Here is a 17,269-nt window from a genome sequence, read left to right as displayed (position 1 = left end):
GCCAGCCTGCAAGGAGCAGGAAGTGACGAAATGGGCACCTACGTACAGACTGAGACATTTGGAGGAACTGAGGGATCGCCTAAACGCTGTAAAGCGCAAGGTGACGGAGCGACCATACGAGTCGGATTTTATCTGACAAAGGGTCGCAGGAGGCCAGACTCAAAAGTGGCGGTTGACATGGATGTGTCAAAAGACCGCTGTGGGAGTCGTGTTGAAAAGACACTGGCCTCTGGAGAGCGTAGTGCATCGAAAGGTGCATGCTGCGTTCGGAGGGGAGGGGTTGGTGCTCCTGAACATCAGGACCCGGCCTCTTACCCTACTGCTCATGATCGCAACGTCATTCACCGGGATATCAAGCCGGAAAATATGCTGCTGGATGAGCATGGTACCATTCTCCTGAGTGATTTTGGCATCGCCTTGATTGCGCAGAGTTCGCGCTACCAGAGCACGAAGGAGATGGCGGGAACGATGGCCTATTCGGCCCCGGAACAGATCCAGGGGAAGCCGCGTGCAGCCAGTGACCAGTATGCGTTAGGGATCGTCGTCTATGAGTGGCTGAGTGGAGATCGCCCCTTTCATGGATCATTTCCAGAACTGGTGGGCCAGCATTTGACGGTTCCCCCACCATCCTTACGGGAAAAGGTTCCCCTCCTCTCGCCCGATATCGACCACATGGTCTTGACCGCTCTGGCGAAACAACCAGAGGAGCGTTTTGCCTCGGTCAGCGCTTTCGCCACAGCACTGGAGCAGGCCAGTCAGGATCTGCTGCCAACCGAACGCCCGCGACCGTTCGAGTCCTCCTCACGGTTAGAGACTCCCCCACCGCCCACACGTACAACTCTGCCCCCACCTTTCACAGCGACAGGACCGGTCCCTCGATCACAACAACTGGTGGGATCTTCCTTCCGCCAGCTTTTTACCTACCGAGGACACTCTAACTATGTGGATGCAGTGGCATGGTCGCCAGATGGGAAGTGGATCGCATCTGGCTCTCGGGACAAAACAGTGCAGGTGTGGAACGCGAGCGATGGGAGCCATGTTTTCACCTACCAAGGGCACACTAACTATGTGGCGTCAGTAGCATGGTCGCCGGATGGGAAGTGGATCGCATCCGCATCTGGCTATGGTTACAATACAGTGCAGGTGTGGAATGCGAACGATGGGAGCCATGTCTTCACCTACCGAGGGCACATTAACTATGTGGCGTCAGTAGCATGGTCGCCGGATGGGAAGCGGATCGCATCCGGCTCTGCTGACAATACAGTGCAGGTGTGGAATACGAACGATGGGAGCCATGTCTTCACCTACAAGGGACACTCTGACTGGGTATATACAGTAGCGTGGTCCCCGGATGGGAAGCGGATCGCATCCGGCTCTGCTGACAAAACGGTACAAGTGTGGAACGCGAGCGATGGGAGCCATGTCTTTACCTACAAGGGACACTCTAACAAGGTGAATGCAGTAGCATGGTCGCCGGATGGGAAGCGGACCGCATCCTGCTCTACTGACAAAACAGTACAAGTGTGGAACGCGAGCAATGGGAGCCATGTCTTTACCTACAAGGGACACTCTAGCTGGGTGAATGCAGTAGCGTGGTCGCCAGATGGGAAGTGGATCGCATCTGGCTCTCGGGACAAAACAGTGCAGGTGTGGAACGCGAGCGATGGAAGCCTTGCTTTTACCTACCAAGGGCACTCTAACTGGGTGGCTGCAGTAGCGTGGTCGCCGGATAAGAAGCGGATAGCATCCGGCTCTTTTGACAAGACAGTGCAGGTGTGGCAGATGGTGTAGAGGGTGAGGAAGACCTCCATCCAGGCGAACCCAAGATCGCTGCTCTGGTAAGACGTGTGATTGGTACGCCTCTTCTTGTAGGCTCTGAGTGAGGATAGCAGCTTCGTAGCCGCAAAGTGGATACTGCAGCACAGTTTTGCAGATGAGCCTGAAAAATGGCTCTCTTCTCGGTCCAGTTGGATTATCGGCACAGTTTTTGGCGGGATAACAGTGCCAGATCTGCCGATAACTCGACATGGAAATGGAAAACTACGCCGATAAGAGAGATGATCACTCCAGTTGAGGCGAAAACTGTGCCGCACTTATCCACTTTGCGGCTCCAAGGCGTCTTCCTTAACGCAGGGCCTGGTATGACGAAAAGCAGGCATCGACACGCACTTACCTGAACAACATTGCTGGATATATCCGGGAACACGGCGTTGAGGCGCAAGTGGTGATGCTGGATGGCGACCCGGCAACAAACATTGTTTCCTACGCTTCCCGCCAGCCGAATGTGCTGCTGATTGCCATGGCAAGTCATAGACGCGAACGAGTGCAACGCTGCCCAGAAGCCAGCGTCGCAACGCAGGTGATCCACGAGATGCCGAAACCCGTGGTCCTGATGCATCCGACCTCGAATGAAAATGCGCTCTCGGGCGTTATACCAGCGTACCACAACATCATTATGGCCTCTGGCAAGGATTGCTTCCCAGGACAGCCATATGAGCTTGTAGAACACTAAATGTATTTTTATCTTGAAAGAGAGCGTATCGTTTCATTTTAAAGGTCACCAATTGACTCAAAAACGTTAGCAGAAATCGAATTTCCTAGTTTTGAGGAGCATTAGCAGAAATAAAACGGGCTGAATCAGTGATCCTAGCCCTACCTCTTATTTATCCCCTGGAAGCATCGATTCCATGCTCCAATAGAGCGAGACCAGCCATAACCATAGCTGAGAGACCAGCATGGATCTCCTCGGAAGATTCGCCTTTCAATCGTCGCCTCTGGTATTCCGCAAAGATCCTCGCGTACAGGGTCAGGATCATCTGCGCAACGAGGCGGGGTACGATATCATCTAATTGCGTACCCATATCTTCCGCAAAAGCATGGGCTAGATCCTCTTCAACAGACTCAGTCATTTGTCGGCCCCGAGCTTGCAGGGTAGGGCTTTCCCGAATCACCCGGAAGACCTGCTGCCGCGTAGAATCCTGCTCTGGAGGCGGCATCGCTTTCATAGGTTCGAGACTGCCGAGCAGCAAATGACGCAGAAAGGTGAGCAATGGTTCTCCTTTCTCGCGCTGACGAACGATTCCTGCCAGGGAAGTCTCCATAGGTTGATTGAGTCCAAAAAAGAGGTCCTCTTTAGTCGGAAAATAATTATAGACGGTATTTACCGACACATCAGCCGCTTCAGCCACTTCCGTCACTGTCACCTGCTCAAAGCCACGCTCAATAAAGAGCTCCATCGCTACTCTGGCAATCTTCTCTCGCGTTTGCTGCTTTTTTCGTTCACGTCGTCCTGGTGTCTGTGTCATAGGCGCATTGTAGCTCTTTTTGCAATGGACTGCAAGATTGGGGTTGACTTTCTTTCTGCACTCCGTTTACAATTAGTGTAACTTAAAAATTTAAGTTACCGCAAAAATATATGGAATGCAGAAAGGAAAAACAATAATGGCAGATGTCTCTGTTCCGGTTTTGATTGTTGGTGCCGGACCAACCGGCCTCTCGACCGCGCTCTTTCTGGCGCAGCAGCAGGTTCCGTATATACTCATTGAGCGACATCCAGGTACAGCGATTCATCCCCGCCCGGTTGGCCTGGGAGCGCGGACGATGGAGGTATTGCGTGCGCTGGGGCTTGAAGAGAGCGTCAGGAAGGCCGCCGAGCCGCTCAGCAGGAGCAGGGGTGAGATCTTTGTCGAGACTCTTGCCTCTGCCGACATGGCACAGGTCAAACGTCTGAACCTGGATGGGAAAGATATTGAGACGTTCGACCAGATGAAAGAAGCAGAGCAGGCTATCAGTCCAGCCACAGGCTGTCTGTGTAATCAGGCCGCTCTGGAGCCCGTGTTGTTTGAGGCGGCGTGGGAACGAGGTGGAGATCTGCGCCTTCAGACCGAATTACTGTCTTTTGAGCAAGATGAGACGGGCGTGACGGCTCTCGTTGTGGATCGCAAGACGGGAATGCAGCAGCGTATCCGTGCCGACTACCTGGTTGCCGCGGATGGGGCTAATAGCCTTGCACTGCGCACTCTTGCAATCCCCGCGAAGAGCTTTACGTTGTCAAGGATGCAAACTCTCGCAATCGATTTTCGTGCGGACCTGAGCGAACTGGTACGAAGCCACGAGTTTATACTCTGTACGATAGAGACCCCTGAAGCTCCGGGCCTGCTCATGGCGATCAATAATAGTGATCGCTGGCTTTTTCAGATGCCCGAGTATCTCGAAAATGGAGAGTTGAAGGCCCCATCTGTCGAACGCTGCCAGGAGCTGGTTCGCAAGGCTATCGGGATACCTGACCTCGCGGTAGAAATCATGGGTATTCTCCCCTGGGAGCCGCAGGAGAGGCTGGCTGAGCGCTACCAGGTTGGGCGAGTCTTCCTGGCTGGCGACGCGGCACATATTATCCTGCCCACTGGCGGTGTGGGTGCGAATCTGGGCATCCAGGATGGACAGAACCTTGCCTGGAAGCTGGCCGCCGTTCTCCAGGGTTACGCTGATTCCACCTTGCTCTCGACCTACGAGACGGAAAGGGGTCACGTGGCTGGCTTTGCCGCCGAGCAGGAAGAGATCACCGACCGAGAAAAAACGACGGACAACGAGCTACAGGCCCGCTTCGGTTTCTATGCCTCGTCAGCAGTGCTCTCAGGTGAAGAAGGAAGCACACCGGACTATACAGAGCTGAGAGGGCAGCCCGGCTCACGTGTGCCTCACGTGTGGGTGGAGTATCAGGGCCGACGCATCTCAACTCTTGATATTACTGGTCATCATTTCGTCCTGCTGACAGGCCTGGATGGAGAAGGCTGGCACAAGGCGGCGAAGGAATGCGCTGCTCACTCTGGCATTGAACTGGCTGCCTATAGTATTGGCCCTGAAGGAGAGCTCGTAGCAAGCGCGGAGAGCTGGCAACAGGCGACCGGCTTGCCCGAGCATGGGATGCTCCTGGTCCGGCCTGACGGCTTCGTGGCGGCTCGTGTGAGCGAGCCTTCCGAGGATAGGGGTCGGCAGCTTATGGGGATGCTTTCGGCTTTGCATTTGTGTTTGAGAGTGTAGCTCGGCCTCGCGACAAGGGGTTGTGTGGAGCGGATGCGGGGGCCTTGCGATTGTCGTCGTTGGGAGAGGTACCAGGGCTATCTTGCTTATAAAAGCATTATTTCAGACTCTACAGGCCCATATGGCTATCCCAGGAAGCAATCCTTGCCAGAGCACGCGCAATGGCTGCCCGCTGCTGCTGGCCCCTGAGAGCGCGGCTGGCAATTTCTGGGCCTGTTCCGCAATCCCCATCTGTTTGAGCAGCAACAGAGCACGTTCCTGTCGGTTCCTGGCATAGGTGTTGCACAGATCCATCGGCAACATAACATTTTCAAGAATGGTCAACGTCGGGAGCAGTTGGAAAAACTGGAAGACGATCCCGACGGTGCGCCCACGCCAAAGCGCAAGCTGGTTCTCGCGCAAGCGGTGAATGGGAGTCCCCGCAACAATGATCTCACCTGTTGAGGGTCGGTCGATCCCCGTGATGAGGTTGATCAGTGTCGATTTCCCACTACCGGACTTTCCGACAATGGCAACACACTCCTGCCTCTGAACGCAGAGGCTGATCTCACGCAGAGCTGTGAATGCACCAGATGGCGTCTGATAGACCTTGCTCACCTGGTGCAGTTCAATCAGCGGCCTCTTCGGGTGACTTTGGGCAGGCTCGGTGTATCGCATTTCCTGATGGTGTGGCATTGCATCTCTCCTTGCTTTGATTTATCCCTGGGGGAAAAGGGCTTCTGCATGGCTGCTCACGCTCGCGCGCCCCTCGCCTTTTCGCGCCCTGACAAAACCATAGTCCTTGTGCTCTGCTGCTACACTTCTGATGCGAAACGGGATCTTCCCGCTTGCCAGACCCTCGAACCCGGCCTCTTTCAAGAGTGAGGGAACATCTTGAAGCCCCATCTCTCCCGCGCCAAATCGTTCGGAACGGTGCTCTTTGCCTTCTGTGTGCGCAAAATCGACAATGAGCAGACGCCCTCCGGCTTTGAGGACGCGGAGCATCTCAGCGACGCCCTGACGTTTGATCTCATCAGGGAGATGGTGCAGCATAAAAGTCGAGAGCACCACGTCGAACGTCTCGTCGGGAAAGGGGATCTGCTCGATTCCCCCGAGTTGAAAGTCGATGGGAAGACGAGCACGCTCAGCTTTGCGGCGCGCACCGGCCAGTAACGACGGAGATGGATCGATGCCACAGACACGACCCACCTCCCCGACGCTCTTTTTGGCAACCAGTGCCAGCGTACCAGTCCCACAACCCACATCCAGCACTGTTTCGCCAGGCTGAAGCTGCGCTAAATCAGCGACCATCTGTCGAAACGTGTGCTCTTTCCCGTTCATGACAAACCAGCGCACTACCAGGTCATACCACCAGGCAGGGAACGCAATGACGATCCCAGGCGAGCTGTGGGAAGAGGTCCCGCCCGGTCGGTGCTTCTGTATGGACATCGCACTTGCTCCTTTCAGAAAAACAGACTATCCTGTAATGGACGTTCTCCTGTAATGGAGATCCTCTGTATGCTCTATTAAAAGGGAACATCCACCTCCTGACTAGAAGCAATCAGAGGGAAAAACTTGTTAACGCGCAGATGTGCAAAAGTGTCCGGCAAAAAGGAGGAATTCCGTGAAGCAAGAGAAACAGGACCGTCGTTCGCGGCGGACACGCCAACTGGTCACCGAAGCCATGGCAGAACTGTTGCAGGAGAAACGCTACGAAGACATCACCGTGCGAGACATTCTAGGTCGCGCGAATATTGGCAGCTCAACATTTTATGCTCATTACTTTGATAAAGAGGATGTCCAGGTATCTCTCATCCAACAACTCTTTGAGCAGTTGCTCCAGCAGCTCTTGCGCAGAAGTGGGAAGCGGGAGGTGGTGCCGAGCCTGGAACTGTTCCAGCATGTCCAGCAAAACTTCCAGCAGCTTCAAGCGTTGATACCTGGTCGATTTGGCGAAACGTTCTGGGGGGTGGCCGAGAGGACCATATGTCAAATGATTGAGCAATCTTTGAAGGGCACCAGAGGCTCGAAACAGTCCGGCTCCGTCCCCCCACCAGTCGTGGCGCACTATTTGACTGCAACCTTCCTGACGCTGCTCAAATGGTGGCTGATCGCCGATATGCCCTATTCCCCGGAACAGATGGACGAGTTTTTTCAGCAACTTGCTCTGCCCGGCAGGTGGGCAATCGGCGAGAACCAGAGCGAATAGACCGACCCCTGCTTCTTTTGTGACACTCCACTTGGACTGAAGTCCAGTGGCTTCTGTCTCTCCTCTGTGAGCGTTGGCCGGAGACATAGGGCGTAGCCCCTACTCGATGCACCAACGTAGGATGGTAGGAAAAACGTGAAGAAGACTGACCAATCTTTTTCGTCTTCTGGGCGGTGCCATGCCCGTTGTCTCGGCCATGCCTGTACCTCTGCTGGATTGGCTTCTGCAGAGTTTTACGCGAACGAGTGGCCGTTGAGCACACCCTTGCCCATGTGGGCCGATGGCAAGGCCGCCGTGCTCGCTATCGGGGGGTACACAAGAACCTCTTCGATTTGCGCCGCTGTGCGGTTGTCCATAATTTGCACGTCTTGGCTGGCTCCCAGCAGTTTTCTATTGAGTATCAGGGCGTGGCTTGATTCTTGACATGGACGGGCTTTAGCCCGCCGCAAGCTGCGCCGTTTCAACGGCGGCAGTGAGGCGTGTCCCGGCTTTCGCCCTTGCATAGCATGATATAGAACATACGTTTGACAACTCCAACGGATTGTCGTATACTCTACAAGAGACGCAATATATTTGTTTGAGAGAAAAAGCACTAAAAATGGCAAAAGCCACGAAAACCATCAGACAAGCGTTGCAGTATCCGCCACAGTCAGCCCACTCCTTCGCGGAGAATCAGGCGCTCTACAATCGTGTCGTGGCCTTCTACTTTGAGGTCATCCAGGCCCATGAGGGCATCCTCTCTCTCAAGAACAAGGAGGCCCTCACCGCCCTGGAGAAACTCACCCATGCGACGGAGAAGTGTATTGTTTTCCGACTTTGGCTCTCGCAAAAGTACTTGAGATCGAAAAAGCAAACAAGCTATGAATATCGCACTTGCTCGCTTGTTTTAGCAAGCAAACAGTAAATTTGCGCTTCCTTGATTGCTTGAAATAAGCAAGCAAGTAGTAAAAAGAGAGCCTGCTCGCTTCTCAAAATCAAGCGAGCAGGCTCTCTTTTTACTCCTTGCTTCTCACTGTGAAATAGCCCTTGTCCGCTTGCTCGACTCCCTTCCCTTTCATCAGGTAAACTCCATGACAGGTGATCGTTTTCTCTGCTCTCCGCTTCTCAGAAAGGGAGTGTTATGGAAGTTGAATATGTTGGAAAGCGTGCTCACCTCTTCCACCTGCTTCAGCAGCATCCTGAGTGGACACTTCAGCAGTATGCTGATGCGGTCGGCTGCTCTGTGAGCATGGTTTGTACCTGGCGTCAGCGGTTTCGAGAAGCCCAAGCCCAGGGAGCGCTCGATGCTTCCATCTTCTTTTCTCGCTCTCGCGCCCCTCACCATCACCCTCCTCGCATTGACACTGAGGTCAAAGAGCGGGTGCTCTCGATCCGTCAGGCTCCCCCAGAGCCGTTGCAGCGCACGCCTGGACCACTGGCGATCCTGTATTATCTGCAGCGAGATGCGCGCCTTGCAGGCAAAAAAGGCCCGCTTGCCTCGTTCGACACGCACCATCTGGCGCATCCTGGATGCTGCAGGAGCCATTGAGCGCGATCCCCCTCGTCAACGCTCTCCGCGCCTGCCAAGAGCCCCTTTGGAAGAAGTCCAACTCGACTTCAAAGACATTTCCACCGTTCCTGCTGATCTGCATGATCCTGATGCCCGCGCGGCAGCATGTGATCGAAGCGTGCAACTTTGTCGACGCGGGCACCTCCCTCTTGCTCGATGCCCAGGTTCATGAAGATTTTCACGCGGAAACGGCCTTCCAGGCGGTGGTCGCCTTCTTGCGTCGCTCTGGCTGTCCTAGCATCTTGACTTTTGATCGCGATCCCCGCTGGGTGGGAAGTGCAACAGCACGCGATTTTCCCTCGGCCCTGTGCCAATTTCTCTTGTGTGTCGGCGTGCAACCCAATATCTTGCCACCACGCCACCCGGAACTTAACTGCTATGTGGAGCGCTATCATCGGACCTACAAAGAAGAATGTCTGTTCGTACATCGTCCTGGGACCCTCGAAGAGGTGCGCAACGTTACCGAGGCCTTTGAGCACTTCTACAACACACAACGTCCTCATCAGGGGCGCAGTTGTCGCAATCGTCCTCCCAGCCAGGCGCATCCTGTTCTGCCCACCTTACCCGCGCTTCCAGCTGTGGTCGACCCGGATGCCTGGTTACAAGCGGTTCACGGGCGGACCTATGCACGACGCGTCAAGTCAGACGGTCGCGTGAGCGTTGATGGGGCTGACTATTACATCAAGCAAGCACTGGCTGGACAGCTCATCACCTTGTGTGTCAATGCAGTTGAGCGCTGCTTCGAGGTTCTGCAGCATGAGAGCATCATCAAGCAGCTTCCCATCAAAGGGCTGCAAGGCCAACGGATGCCGCTCGATGACTACATTGCCTTGATGCAAGAGCGCGCTCGTTCAGAGGAACGACAGCGCATGATGAACCTGCGACGGCGACACCTCCAGGCGCGATAATCTTTGTGCTTGCTTGCGGGAGTAGATTCGTCGAGGAGACTGCTGTCCACTTTTCTGCTTGCTCGTTTGCTCTTCATCACTTGCGCGCCTACTTTTCTCCCTTCCTGGACGACTCTTTCCTCATTTTTCTCGCTCATGTTCTCATGCTTACTCGTTTGCTTTTTGCTTGAGCGCTTGTTTTTTGTAATCTCAAGTACTCTTGCAAGAGCTGAAGTCGGAAAACAATACAGAGAAGAGCCCCCATCCCATTCTGCCACTTTCCGACATCGCCCCGGATATCCCCGCGATGTTCCGGCGCGCCGCCATCAATGCGGCCCTTGGCTCTGCTCGCGCATTTTTCTCCTCGCTCAAAACGTGGCGAGCACGCAAAGAGAAGCACGAGGCCAAACCAGGCAAAAAGGGCAAGCAGAAGCAGCCGTTCAGGGAGCGGCCACCAGTCCCACCGCGTACCTGGAACAAATCGGCCTCCTTCTACGCGGGCTTGTGGAAAGAACGCGCTGAGCACTCCATCATGCTCAGAGTGTGGACCGGCTCGTGCTGGTCCTGGCTCAAAATTGGTGCGCTTTCTCGCGATATTCCCGAGGGGTACGCACTAGGGAGCCCGCAACTGGTTCGCAAGGGCAACCGCTGGTGGTTGCATACTCCCATCGAGAAAACGTTGGAGGCCCCCGCCAACGTTGTTGAACAGATAGCATCCAAAGAGACACGTGTCTGCGCGGTGGATCTCAATCTCGACAAGCATCTCGCGGTGTGCAGCGTCCAGACGGTTGACGGCACCATCCTGGCTACTTCCTTCATTGGAAATGGCACAGCGGTATCGGGCTGTAGGAAGCAACTGCTTGGACGTATTGCACGCAACCGATCTCAGACTGGCATCATTGCCGAGAACGAACAGGACAATGCCGACCTCTGGGCCAAAATCAGGCACGTGGACGAACAGATCGCGCACCTGGTGAGCGCTCGCATTGTCCAGTTCGCCATCGAGCACGAGGCGAGTATTCTCGTCTTCGAGCATCTAGGCAACCTGCGCCCGGAAAAAGGCACGTATTCGCGCCGCAGCAACAGGAAACGCGCCTACTGGATGAAAGGGCGCATCTTCAAGTACGCGAAGTACAAGGCGTGGAATGCAGGTGGTCTCATCACGTGCCGTGTCAATCCACGCAATACGAGCCGGCAATGCCATCGCTGTCACGCGCCCGTCATTCGCTACAATGAGGGCGAGCCGGTTGAGGGATACACGCCCGGCGCGGCGCTTTGTCTGTGCCCACAATGCCAGATGCGCGACCATGCCGACCGCAATGCCAGTCTGAGAATCGGGCAGCGCTTGATCGAGCGCTCCCAAGAACCGTTGAAGGAAAAGCCTCATGCTCGTTCGCGATGTGCGATGAGGGGGTCGAAAGACCCAGGTGTTGGGATCTCCCAGGATGCCGAACGCGAAGGGCAACCATCTCTTGCTCAAGCAAGGCAAGGGGATCACGCCAACGGGCCTGGCACCGCCCAGGGGGGATTGCGCCGGATGGGTGCGCGCCTCTCAGATATGGCTACCACACTACGCCTCCATTTTGAGTAGTCCCTACGGGACATGTCTCACGGAGGCGCTTACGGAGCCGTGTCAGAAGCTGCTGGGCTTTAGCCCATGCGGAGTGTCACCGATACTCTAGACCCCTTCCAGTCAGCCTTCTTGAGAGAATTGGAGAAGACGACCTTGGGAATCTGGTTTATCGGGGCGGCGAAAACCTCGGCTGAGGAGGGCCAGTACTCCGCCATGGCGAGATAGGTAGCCCGCCCCAGGAGTGCCCCTCATGTCTTGCCCCAGTTGTGATGCGAGGGACCATGCCGATCGCAATGCGTCCCGCGTCATTGGCAAGCGACTCCTGGCCCACCATCGTACATAGGAACATCAGAAGGAAAAGCCTCACGCTCCTCTGCACGAGAGAGAGGTTCGTCAAAGCGGGAGGTGGGCACGGCTCCCAGGGCGCCCAATGTGCAGAAGAGCCATCCATTCTTCGCGCAGGGAATGGAGCCGTGGTCGCGCAGGGCACCGCGCCGAAGAAGACGTGAGGGATGGCAAGCGTCTCGCGAGAGGATTGCTCACCCACGACGATCCTCGCCGAGTCGCCCCCACGGGACATCCACTTTGAGGGTCACGTACGTAGCAGTGCCACAAGAAGCCGCGCGGTATGAAAACCGCCGGCGGTGTGTTACAATGCGCTGCCTAGAGAGCCAGCGTGATCTGGTATGTGTCGAGCCATTCGTTGATCTGAATGAGGCGTTCAGGCAGGGATACGAGTCCTATCCCTGGTACCCCGGCGTCCGTACTTTCCACCAGCGCCCGCACAACCTGTGCATCAAGGAAGGGATGAATTGGCGCGTTCGGATCGTGCAGAATATTCAGGGCCCATTCGCGAGTCGCTTTCTCGTAGAGAGGATTTTGCGCATTTGGATAGGCGCTCTTTTTGCGCCTGATCACATCTTCAGGCAACACAGATGCAAAGGCGCGACGCAGGATACCCTTTTCGATGTCATCGGCCATTTTCATCTCCCAGGGAATATTCCAGGCATATTCAACCAACCGATAATCACAGAAAGGGACACGTGCTTCAAAGCCTGTCGCCATACTCATGCGGTCCTTGCGCTCCAGCAGAAAAGGTAGGAAGCGGGTCTGATTCAGGTAAAACATTTCGCGTCTGCGGGCCGCCAGTGGGTCTTCTCCCTCCAGCCTGGGAACCTCGGCTATGGCTGCGCGATATTGTTGATCGATATGCTCAGTCAGTTGCACTTTCTGCAAGAGGTCAGCTGACAACCACGCCAGAGGATTCTTTCCAGGCCCCAGGAAGGCAGGTGTCCAGGGGAAGGTTTGTCCGCTGAGAGCGGCTTCGCTGTGAAACCAGGGGTAGCCCCCGAAGACCTCATCGGCCGCTTCGCCAGAAAGCGCTACAGTCGCATCTTGCTTCATCGCTTGAAACAGCAAATAGAGCGAACTCGTCATCTGCCCTGCTGTTGGAAAATCATGGGCGTGCAGGGGCACCAGCAGGCTCTCAACCAGCGCTGAATTCTCGAGTGTAATGGTATGATGATGCGTCCCGAGATACTCGGACACTCTTTTCACCCAGGGCGCGTCTAGCGAGGGATGCAAGGGTGTGCTCTGGAAATGTTGCGCGCTATTCACAAAGTCAATCGAATACGTGTGTAACTCTCTGCCCTCGTGCTGCAATTCTTTGGCGGCCATGGCCGTCAGCCCGCTAGAATCCAACCCACCAGAGAGCAACGTTACAATCGGAACATCCGCAATCAGTTGGTGCTTGACCGTATCTTCCAGCAGTCCCCGGATATGCGCAGCTGTTGTGTACAGATCATCTGTATGCGGGGCGCTCCGTAGTGACCAGTAGCGGCTCATGCGTGTCCCCTGCTCGCTACAGATCAACATATGGCCCGGGCGCAATTCATGCACATTGCGATAGATTCCCGAGCCAGGAATACGCACAAAAGTCAGGATCTCAGCCAGACCAGTAGCATCGACCTCAGGCTTGACCAGAGGGTGGGCTAACAATGCCTTGAGTTCTGAGCCGAAGAGTATGGCGCTTCCGCGATGCGCGTAGTAGAGCGACTTGACTCCCACATGATCGCGCGCAAGCAAGAGCTGCTGTTTTTGCTCATCCCACAGGCCGAAGGCGAAGATACCGTTCAAATGCTGTACACACGCTTCCCCCCACTCAACATAGGCGTGCAGGAGAACTTCGGTATCTGAGCGCGTGCGGAATGTATGACCATAGCCCTCTAGTTCGTGCCGCAGTTCGCGAAAGTTGTACATTTCTCCATTATAGGTGATAGCATAGGTACGATCTCCATCCTGATACACCATCGGTTGCCCGCCAGTCAGTGGATCGATCACAATCAGGCGCTGATGGGCCAGCGCGGCATGGCGAGAGACCCAGTGGCCATGAGAATCCGGCCCTCTTTGCTGCAACGTCTCCGCCATCTGCGCGATTATCGCCCCTTGGTCGCTCAAATCACCCTGCCAGTCAATCCAACCAGCAATACCACACATCTGTTTGCCTCTTTTCTGCTCTTCTTTCCTTATACACACCGTAGTTTGTCTAACGCCAACATCGCGTTACGTCGTAACCATTCTCGAAATTCAAATTTTAAAGATTTTGCCGACTACGTTGAGTGGCGTCGCCTCTACTATCAGTATACGATCGAAAAGCTTATATATAGTGGTTCTCTTTTTTTGCATGAAAATTCCGATATCGTTTGAGGATGACTGTTTGGCTTGATTGTGGAGTACCTGATTGCTCGCGATCTCAAACTGGGCGAAGCGATCCTGGCGATGCCTCTTTTCAGGACTTACCTCTTCCTTCTGTTCTCCGCCCTGTGATGGAGCAGGAGGAGATGGAGGAACACGTCCAGGAGCATTCAGCGGTGGCCAAACGCTTGCTTTACAGATCATTTTGTCCTGTCCACCTTTCGTCATGATGAAGTCGTGCGGTTCTCGCATACTGAATGGTCGTTGGAGAAGCGTGGAGGAGCAAGGGAGGGGATCACCATAAAGGCTAACTGAGTCGTATCTGGTAACCAGAAAAAATGGGTGCAGTCCAGGTCTCTGTGGTGCTTGCGATGCACCTCGCAGGAGAACGTGATCTCAGCCAGGACTACCTCTGCTTGCTGCCTGCGTGCGTCAAGAGCAGGAATGCTTGCCATCTGACAACGTCTCCACCTTCTCCCTCTCCTGACTCACTGCATCAGAAGATCCTCAGCCGTCCGATCTTGTTCAAGTTCAACTCCGTAAACCAGATGGCAGTATCAAATCCCGAGGCAATCCCATGGGGTGCCGAGGCAAACGTGGGAACAGTGAACTCAGCAACAAAACCACAGGTCGTGATACGCCTGATCTTGTCACCCTTTATTTTCGACTCCGTGAACCAGAGCGCACCGTCAGCCCCTGTGATGATGAGAAATGGCCCCGGGGCTGCCGCGAGGGCAGGGAACTCGGTGATGACGCCAGCAGGGGTGATGCGTCCGATCTTGTTCCCACCAAACTCCGTGAACCAGAGCGCACCATCGGGTCCCGTGGTGATTCCGATTGGTACTGAACCTGCTGTGGGAAGGGGAAACTCGGTGATGACGCCAGCAGGAGTGATACGTCCGATCTTGTTCCCGTCCTCCTCCGTGAACCAGAGGTTCCCATCGGGTCCCATGGTGATCACTTCGGTGCCTGAGTCTACCGTGGGAATGGAGAACTCGGTGATGACACCAGTGGGGGTGATGCGTCCAATCTTGTTCGCGTCGGTCTCCGTGAACCAGAGCGCACCATCGGGTCCCATGGTGATAAAGGTGGGACCTGAGCCTGCACGAGGAAGGGGAAACTCAGTCATGGGGCCACGATGAAAGAGCGGTAAACGCCCAATCTTGTTTGCATCGCGCTCCGTAAACCAGAGGGCAAGGTCCGGTCCCATGGTGATCCCAACTGGTCCTGAGTTCGCCGTAGGAAGGGGAAACTCAGTAATTGTGCCATTCAGGTCGATGCGACCAATCTTGTTCCCCAGGCTCTCCGTGAACCAGAGCGCACCATCCAGCGCGGTGGTAATCACTTGTGGCCCTGAGCCCGCTGTAGGAATAGGGGACTCCATAAAAGGGTTACAGGCGGATGGCACGACCAGAGAAGCAACCTGTTGTTGCGCTGGTTGTTTTAAAGGAAGAGGTGAGCTGGAAGCCTGCTGGTCGACTGTCTGCGCCAAAGGCATGGGTCGTCTGAAAAAAGACATCGTTCACCCTTTCTCAAAGCTCATTTCATGAGCGTTCCAAGCGAAGAAGGACGAGACTCCATTTCCTGGAGGATGCCCTTCTTGGCTCTCTTCCTCGCGGCTATGCTTGCTGGTGTGGTCTTCAGTTCCTCCTGGCAAGGAACACCTGTCAGGTGGCAAGAGGAGATTGAGGGAAAAGTCTCTGTGCGGCTTGCAATGCGCCTCTCAGGAGAACGTGATCTCAGCCAGGACTACCTCTGTCAAGAACGCTTGTCACCTGACAACGTCTCCACCTTCTCCTGACTCACTGCATCAGAAGATCCTCAGCCGTCCAATCTTGTTCACCTTCAACTCCGTAAACCAGATGGCAGTATCAAATCCCGAGGCAATCCCATGGGGTGCCGAGGCAGATGTGGGAACAGTGAACTCAGCAACAAAACCACAGGTCGTGATACGCCCGATCTTGTTCCCGCTCTTTGCTTTTATCTCTGTGAACCAGAGCGCACCGTCAGCCCCTGTGATGATGAGAAATGGTTCCGCGACTTCCGTGAGGGCAGGGAACTCGGTGATGACGCCAGCAGGGGTGATGCGTCCGATCTTGTTCCCACCAAACTCCGTGAACCAGAGCGCACCATCGGGTCCCGTGGTGATTCCGATTGGTACTGAACCTGCTGTGGGAAGGGGAAACTCGGTGATGACGCCAGCAGGAGTGATACGTCCGATCTTGTTCCCGTCCTCCTCCGTGAACCAGAGGTTCCCATCGGGTCCCATGGTGATCACTTCGGTGCCTGAGTCTGCCGTGGGAATGGAGAACTCGGTGATGACACCAGTGGGGGTGATGCGTCCAATCTTGTTCGCGTCGGTCTCCGTGAACCAGAGCGCACCATCGGGTCCCATGGTGATAAAGGTGGGACCTGAGCCTGCACGAGGAAGGGGAAACTCAGTCATGGGGCCACGATGAAAGAGCGGTAAACGCCCAATCTTGTTTGCATCGCGCTCCGTAAACCAGAGGGCAAGGTCCGGTCCCATGGTGATCCCAACTGGTCCTGAGTTCGCCGTAGGAAGGGGAAACTCAGTAATTGTGCCATTCAGGTCGATGCGACCAATCTTGTTCCCCAGGCTCTCCGTGAACCAGAGCGCACCATCCAGCGCGGTGGTAATCACTTGTGGCCCTGAGCCCGCTGTAGGAATAGGGGACTCCATAAAAGGGTTACAGGCGGATGGCACGACCAGAGAAGCAACCTGTTGTTGCGCTGGTTGTTTTAAAGGAAGAGGTGAGCTGGAAGCCTGCTGGTCGACTGTCTGCGTCAAAGGCATGGGTCGTCTAAAAAAAGACATCATTCACCCTTTCTCAAAGCTCATGAAACGAACGTTCCAAGCAAAGAAGGACGGGGCTCCATATTCCATCAGATGACCTTTGTACGGTGTCTCTTACTCCTCCCTTTCACTAAACTTTTTTTATGCCTTCTATACTAGAAACATACACTATTTTGACAAAAAACACAATCTATATCGATTATCTTTTAAATATCTACATAAAATAGGAATGCCCTCTTTCATATCTCATGTCTAAAATTCGCTCGGTTTTCTGTAAAGCAGCCAGCCACGATATCCCTAAGTGCTCCCCCACAGCAATAGGAGGACGAAAACCACCCAATAGTGGGCGAAGTACTTCGCAATTTTCGGCGAAGTTGGACGGTTGCAGCGAGGCACCATCAGCGTTTCCCTTCGCTTCTCTCACGTGCATTTCTCCTCGGACCGCTCCACAAGCCAACGAAATATCTTGAGTGGTAACGCTGCTGGCAAAGTGCTAGTTACGGCTCTCTTCACCGCCAATTTT

The 17,269-nt window shown here is 54.8% G+C and carries 15 protein-coding genes and 2 pseudogenes; 10 read left to right on the top strand and 7 right to left on the bottom strand.

The window, feature by feature from the left end; all coding sequences use genetic code 11:
* Positions 1-30 precede the first annotated feature (30 nt).
* Positions 31-1,791: a serine/threonine-protein kinase gene (locus KRAC_RS76840; RefSeq protein ID WP_007916990.1), complete on the top strand. Its 1,761-nt coding sequence runs from the start codon at positions 31-33 to the stop codon at positions 1,789-1,791.
* 382 nt (positions 1,792-2,173) lie between these two features.
* On the top strand, positions 2,174-2,512 hold the full coding sequence (locus KRAC_RS39220; RefSeq protein WP_338010144.1) for a universal stress protein: 339 nt from the start codon (positions 2,174-2,176) through the stop codon (positions 2,510-2,512).
* Positions 2,513-2,663: 151 nt separating this feature from the next.
* On the opposite strand, the gene KRAC_RS39215 is transcribed toward KRAC_RS39220, so the two are convergent.
* A complete protein-coding gene (locus KRAC_RS39215) occupies positions 2,664-3,305 on the bottom strand; it encodes a TetR family transcriptional regulator (protein ID WP_007916985.1) in 642 nt (213 codons plus the stop codon).
* Between the two features lie 136 nt (positions 3,306-3,441).
* On the opposite strand from KRAC_RS39215, the gene KRAC_RS39210 reads away from it, so the two are divergent.
* The gene (locus KRAC_RS39210; protein ID WP_007916983.1) at positions 3,442-5,040 is read left to right on the top strand and encodes an FAD-dependent oxidoreductase; all 1,599 of its coding nucleotides are present in this window, start codon (positions 3,442-3,444) and stop codon (positions 5,038-5,040) included.
* 102 nt (positions 5,041-5,142) lie between these two features.
* On the opposite strand, the gene KRAC_RS39205 is transcribed toward KRAC_RS39210, so the two are convergent.
* Together KRAC_RS39205 and KRAC_RS63380 are read right to left on the bottom strand one after the other, a co-directional pair.
* A complete protein-coding gene (locus tag KRAC_RS39205) occupies positions 5,143-5,715 on the bottom strand; it encodes an ABC transporter ATP-binding protein (RefSeq protein WP_007916976.1) in 573 nt (190 codons plus the stop codon).
* Between the two features lie 21 nt (positions 5,716-5,736).
* On the bottom strand, positions 5,737-6,468 hold the full coding sequence (locus tag KRAC_RS63380; protein WP_007916975.1) for a class I SAM-dependent methyltransferase: 732 nt from the start codon (positions 6,466-6,468) through the stop codon (positions 5,737-5,739).
* A 175-nt stretch (positions 6,469-6,643) separates the two neighbouring features.
* Here KRAC_RS63380 and KRAC_RS63375 point away from each other — a divergent pair, with 175 nt between their 5' ends.
* The 6 genes and pseudogenes from KRAC_RS63375 to KRAC_RS39175 all read left to right on the top strand — a co-directional run bounded on the left by KRAC_RS63375 (position 6,644) and on the right by KRAC_RS39175 (position 11,255).
* Entirely contained in the window at positions 6,644-7,228 is a 585-nt protein-coding gene (locus tag KRAC_RS63375) for a TetR/AcrR family transcriptional regulator (protein ID WP_007916973.1), read from the top strand.
* A 233-nt stretch (positions 7,229-7,461) separates the two neighbouring features.
* A pseudogene (locus tag KRAC_RS67180) lies at positions 7,462-7,644 on the top strand (hypothetical protein); the annotation flags it as partial.
* Between the two features lie 182 nt (positions 7,645-7,826).
* Positions 7,827-8,024 (top strand): annotated as a pseudogene (locus KRAC_RS79070) (RNA-guided endonuclease TnpB family protein); the annotation flags it as partial.
* A 324-nt stretch (positions 8,025-8,348) separates the two neighbouring features.
* Complete coding sequence (locus tag KRAC_RS69535) at positions 8,349-8,756, top strand: helix-turn-helix domain-containing protein (RefSeq protein WP_040442046.1); 408 nt, start codon at positions 8,349-8,351, stop codon at positions 8,754-8,756.
* The gene (locus KRAC_RS63370; protein WP_007916970.1) at positions 8,738-9,685 is read left to right on the top strand and encodes an integrase core domain-containing protein; all 948 of its coding nucleotides are present in this window, start codon (positions 8,738-8,740) and stop codon (positions 9,683-9,685) included. Before KRAC_RS69535 ends, KRAC_RS63370 begins: the two co-directional genes overlap by 19 nt.
* 199 nt (positions 9,686-9,884) lie before the next feature.
* Complete coding sequence (locus KRAC_RS39175) at positions 9,885-11,255, top strand: zinc ribbon domain-containing protein (protein ID WP_040445707.1); 1,371 nt, start codon at positions 9,885-9,887, stop codon at positions 11,253-11,255.
* A 645-nt stretch (positions 11,256-11,900) separates the two neighbouring features.
* On the opposite strand, the gene asnB is transcribed toward KRAC_RS39175, so the two are convergent.
* From asnB to KRAC_RS39150, 3 genes are all read right to left on the bottom strand, one after another.
* Positions 11,901-13,733, bottom strand: coding sequence for an asparagine synthase (glutamine-hydrolyzing) (gene asnB, locus KRAC_RS39165; RefSeq protein WP_007916966.1), 1,833 nt, complete (start codon positions 13,731-13,733; stop codon positions 11,901-11,903).
* A gap of 422 nt (positions 13,734-14,155) precedes the next feature.
* Positions 14,156-14,386, bottom strand: coding sequence for a hypothetical protein (locus tag KRAC_RS39155; protein WP_007916962.1), 231 nt, complete (start codon positions 14,384-14,386; stop codon positions 14,156-14,158).
* A gap of 41 nt (positions 14,387-14,427) precedes the next feature.
* Complete coding sequence (locus tag KRAC_RS39150) at positions 14,428-15,450, bottom strand: Vgb family protein (RefSeq protein ID WP_007916960.1); 1,023 nt, start codon at positions 15,448-15,450, stop codon at positions 14,428-14,430.
* Positions 15,451-15,531: 81 nt separating this feature from the next.
* On the opposite strand from KRAC_RS39150, the gene KRAC_RS39145 reads away from it, so the two are divergent.
* Positions 15,532-15,732 (top strand): hypothetical protein, encoded by a 201-nt coding sequence (locus KRAC_RS39145; RefSeq protein ID WP_007916958.1) that lies wholly within the window; start codon positions 15,532-15,534, stop codon positions 15,730-15,732.
* Between the two features lie 9 nt (positions 15,733-15,741).
* Here the strand turns inward: KRAC_RS39145 and KRAC_RS39140 are convergent, their stop codons facing one another.
* Positions 15,742-16,770, bottom strand: coding sequence for a Vgb family protein (locus KRAC_RS39140; protein ID WP_007916956.1), 1,029 nt, complete (start codon positions 16,768-16,770; stop codon positions 15,742-15,744).
* Positions 16,771-17,269: the final 499 nt, after the last annotated feature.

This window comes from Ktedonobacter racemifer DSM 44963, assembly GCF_000178855.1.
Taxonomy (GTDB): domain Bacteria; phylum Chloroflexota; class Ktedonobacteria; order Ktedonobacterales; family Ktedonobacteraceae; genus Ktedonobacter; species Ktedonobacter racemifer.
This window is presented reverse-complemented; position numbering and strand designations above follow the sequence as displayed.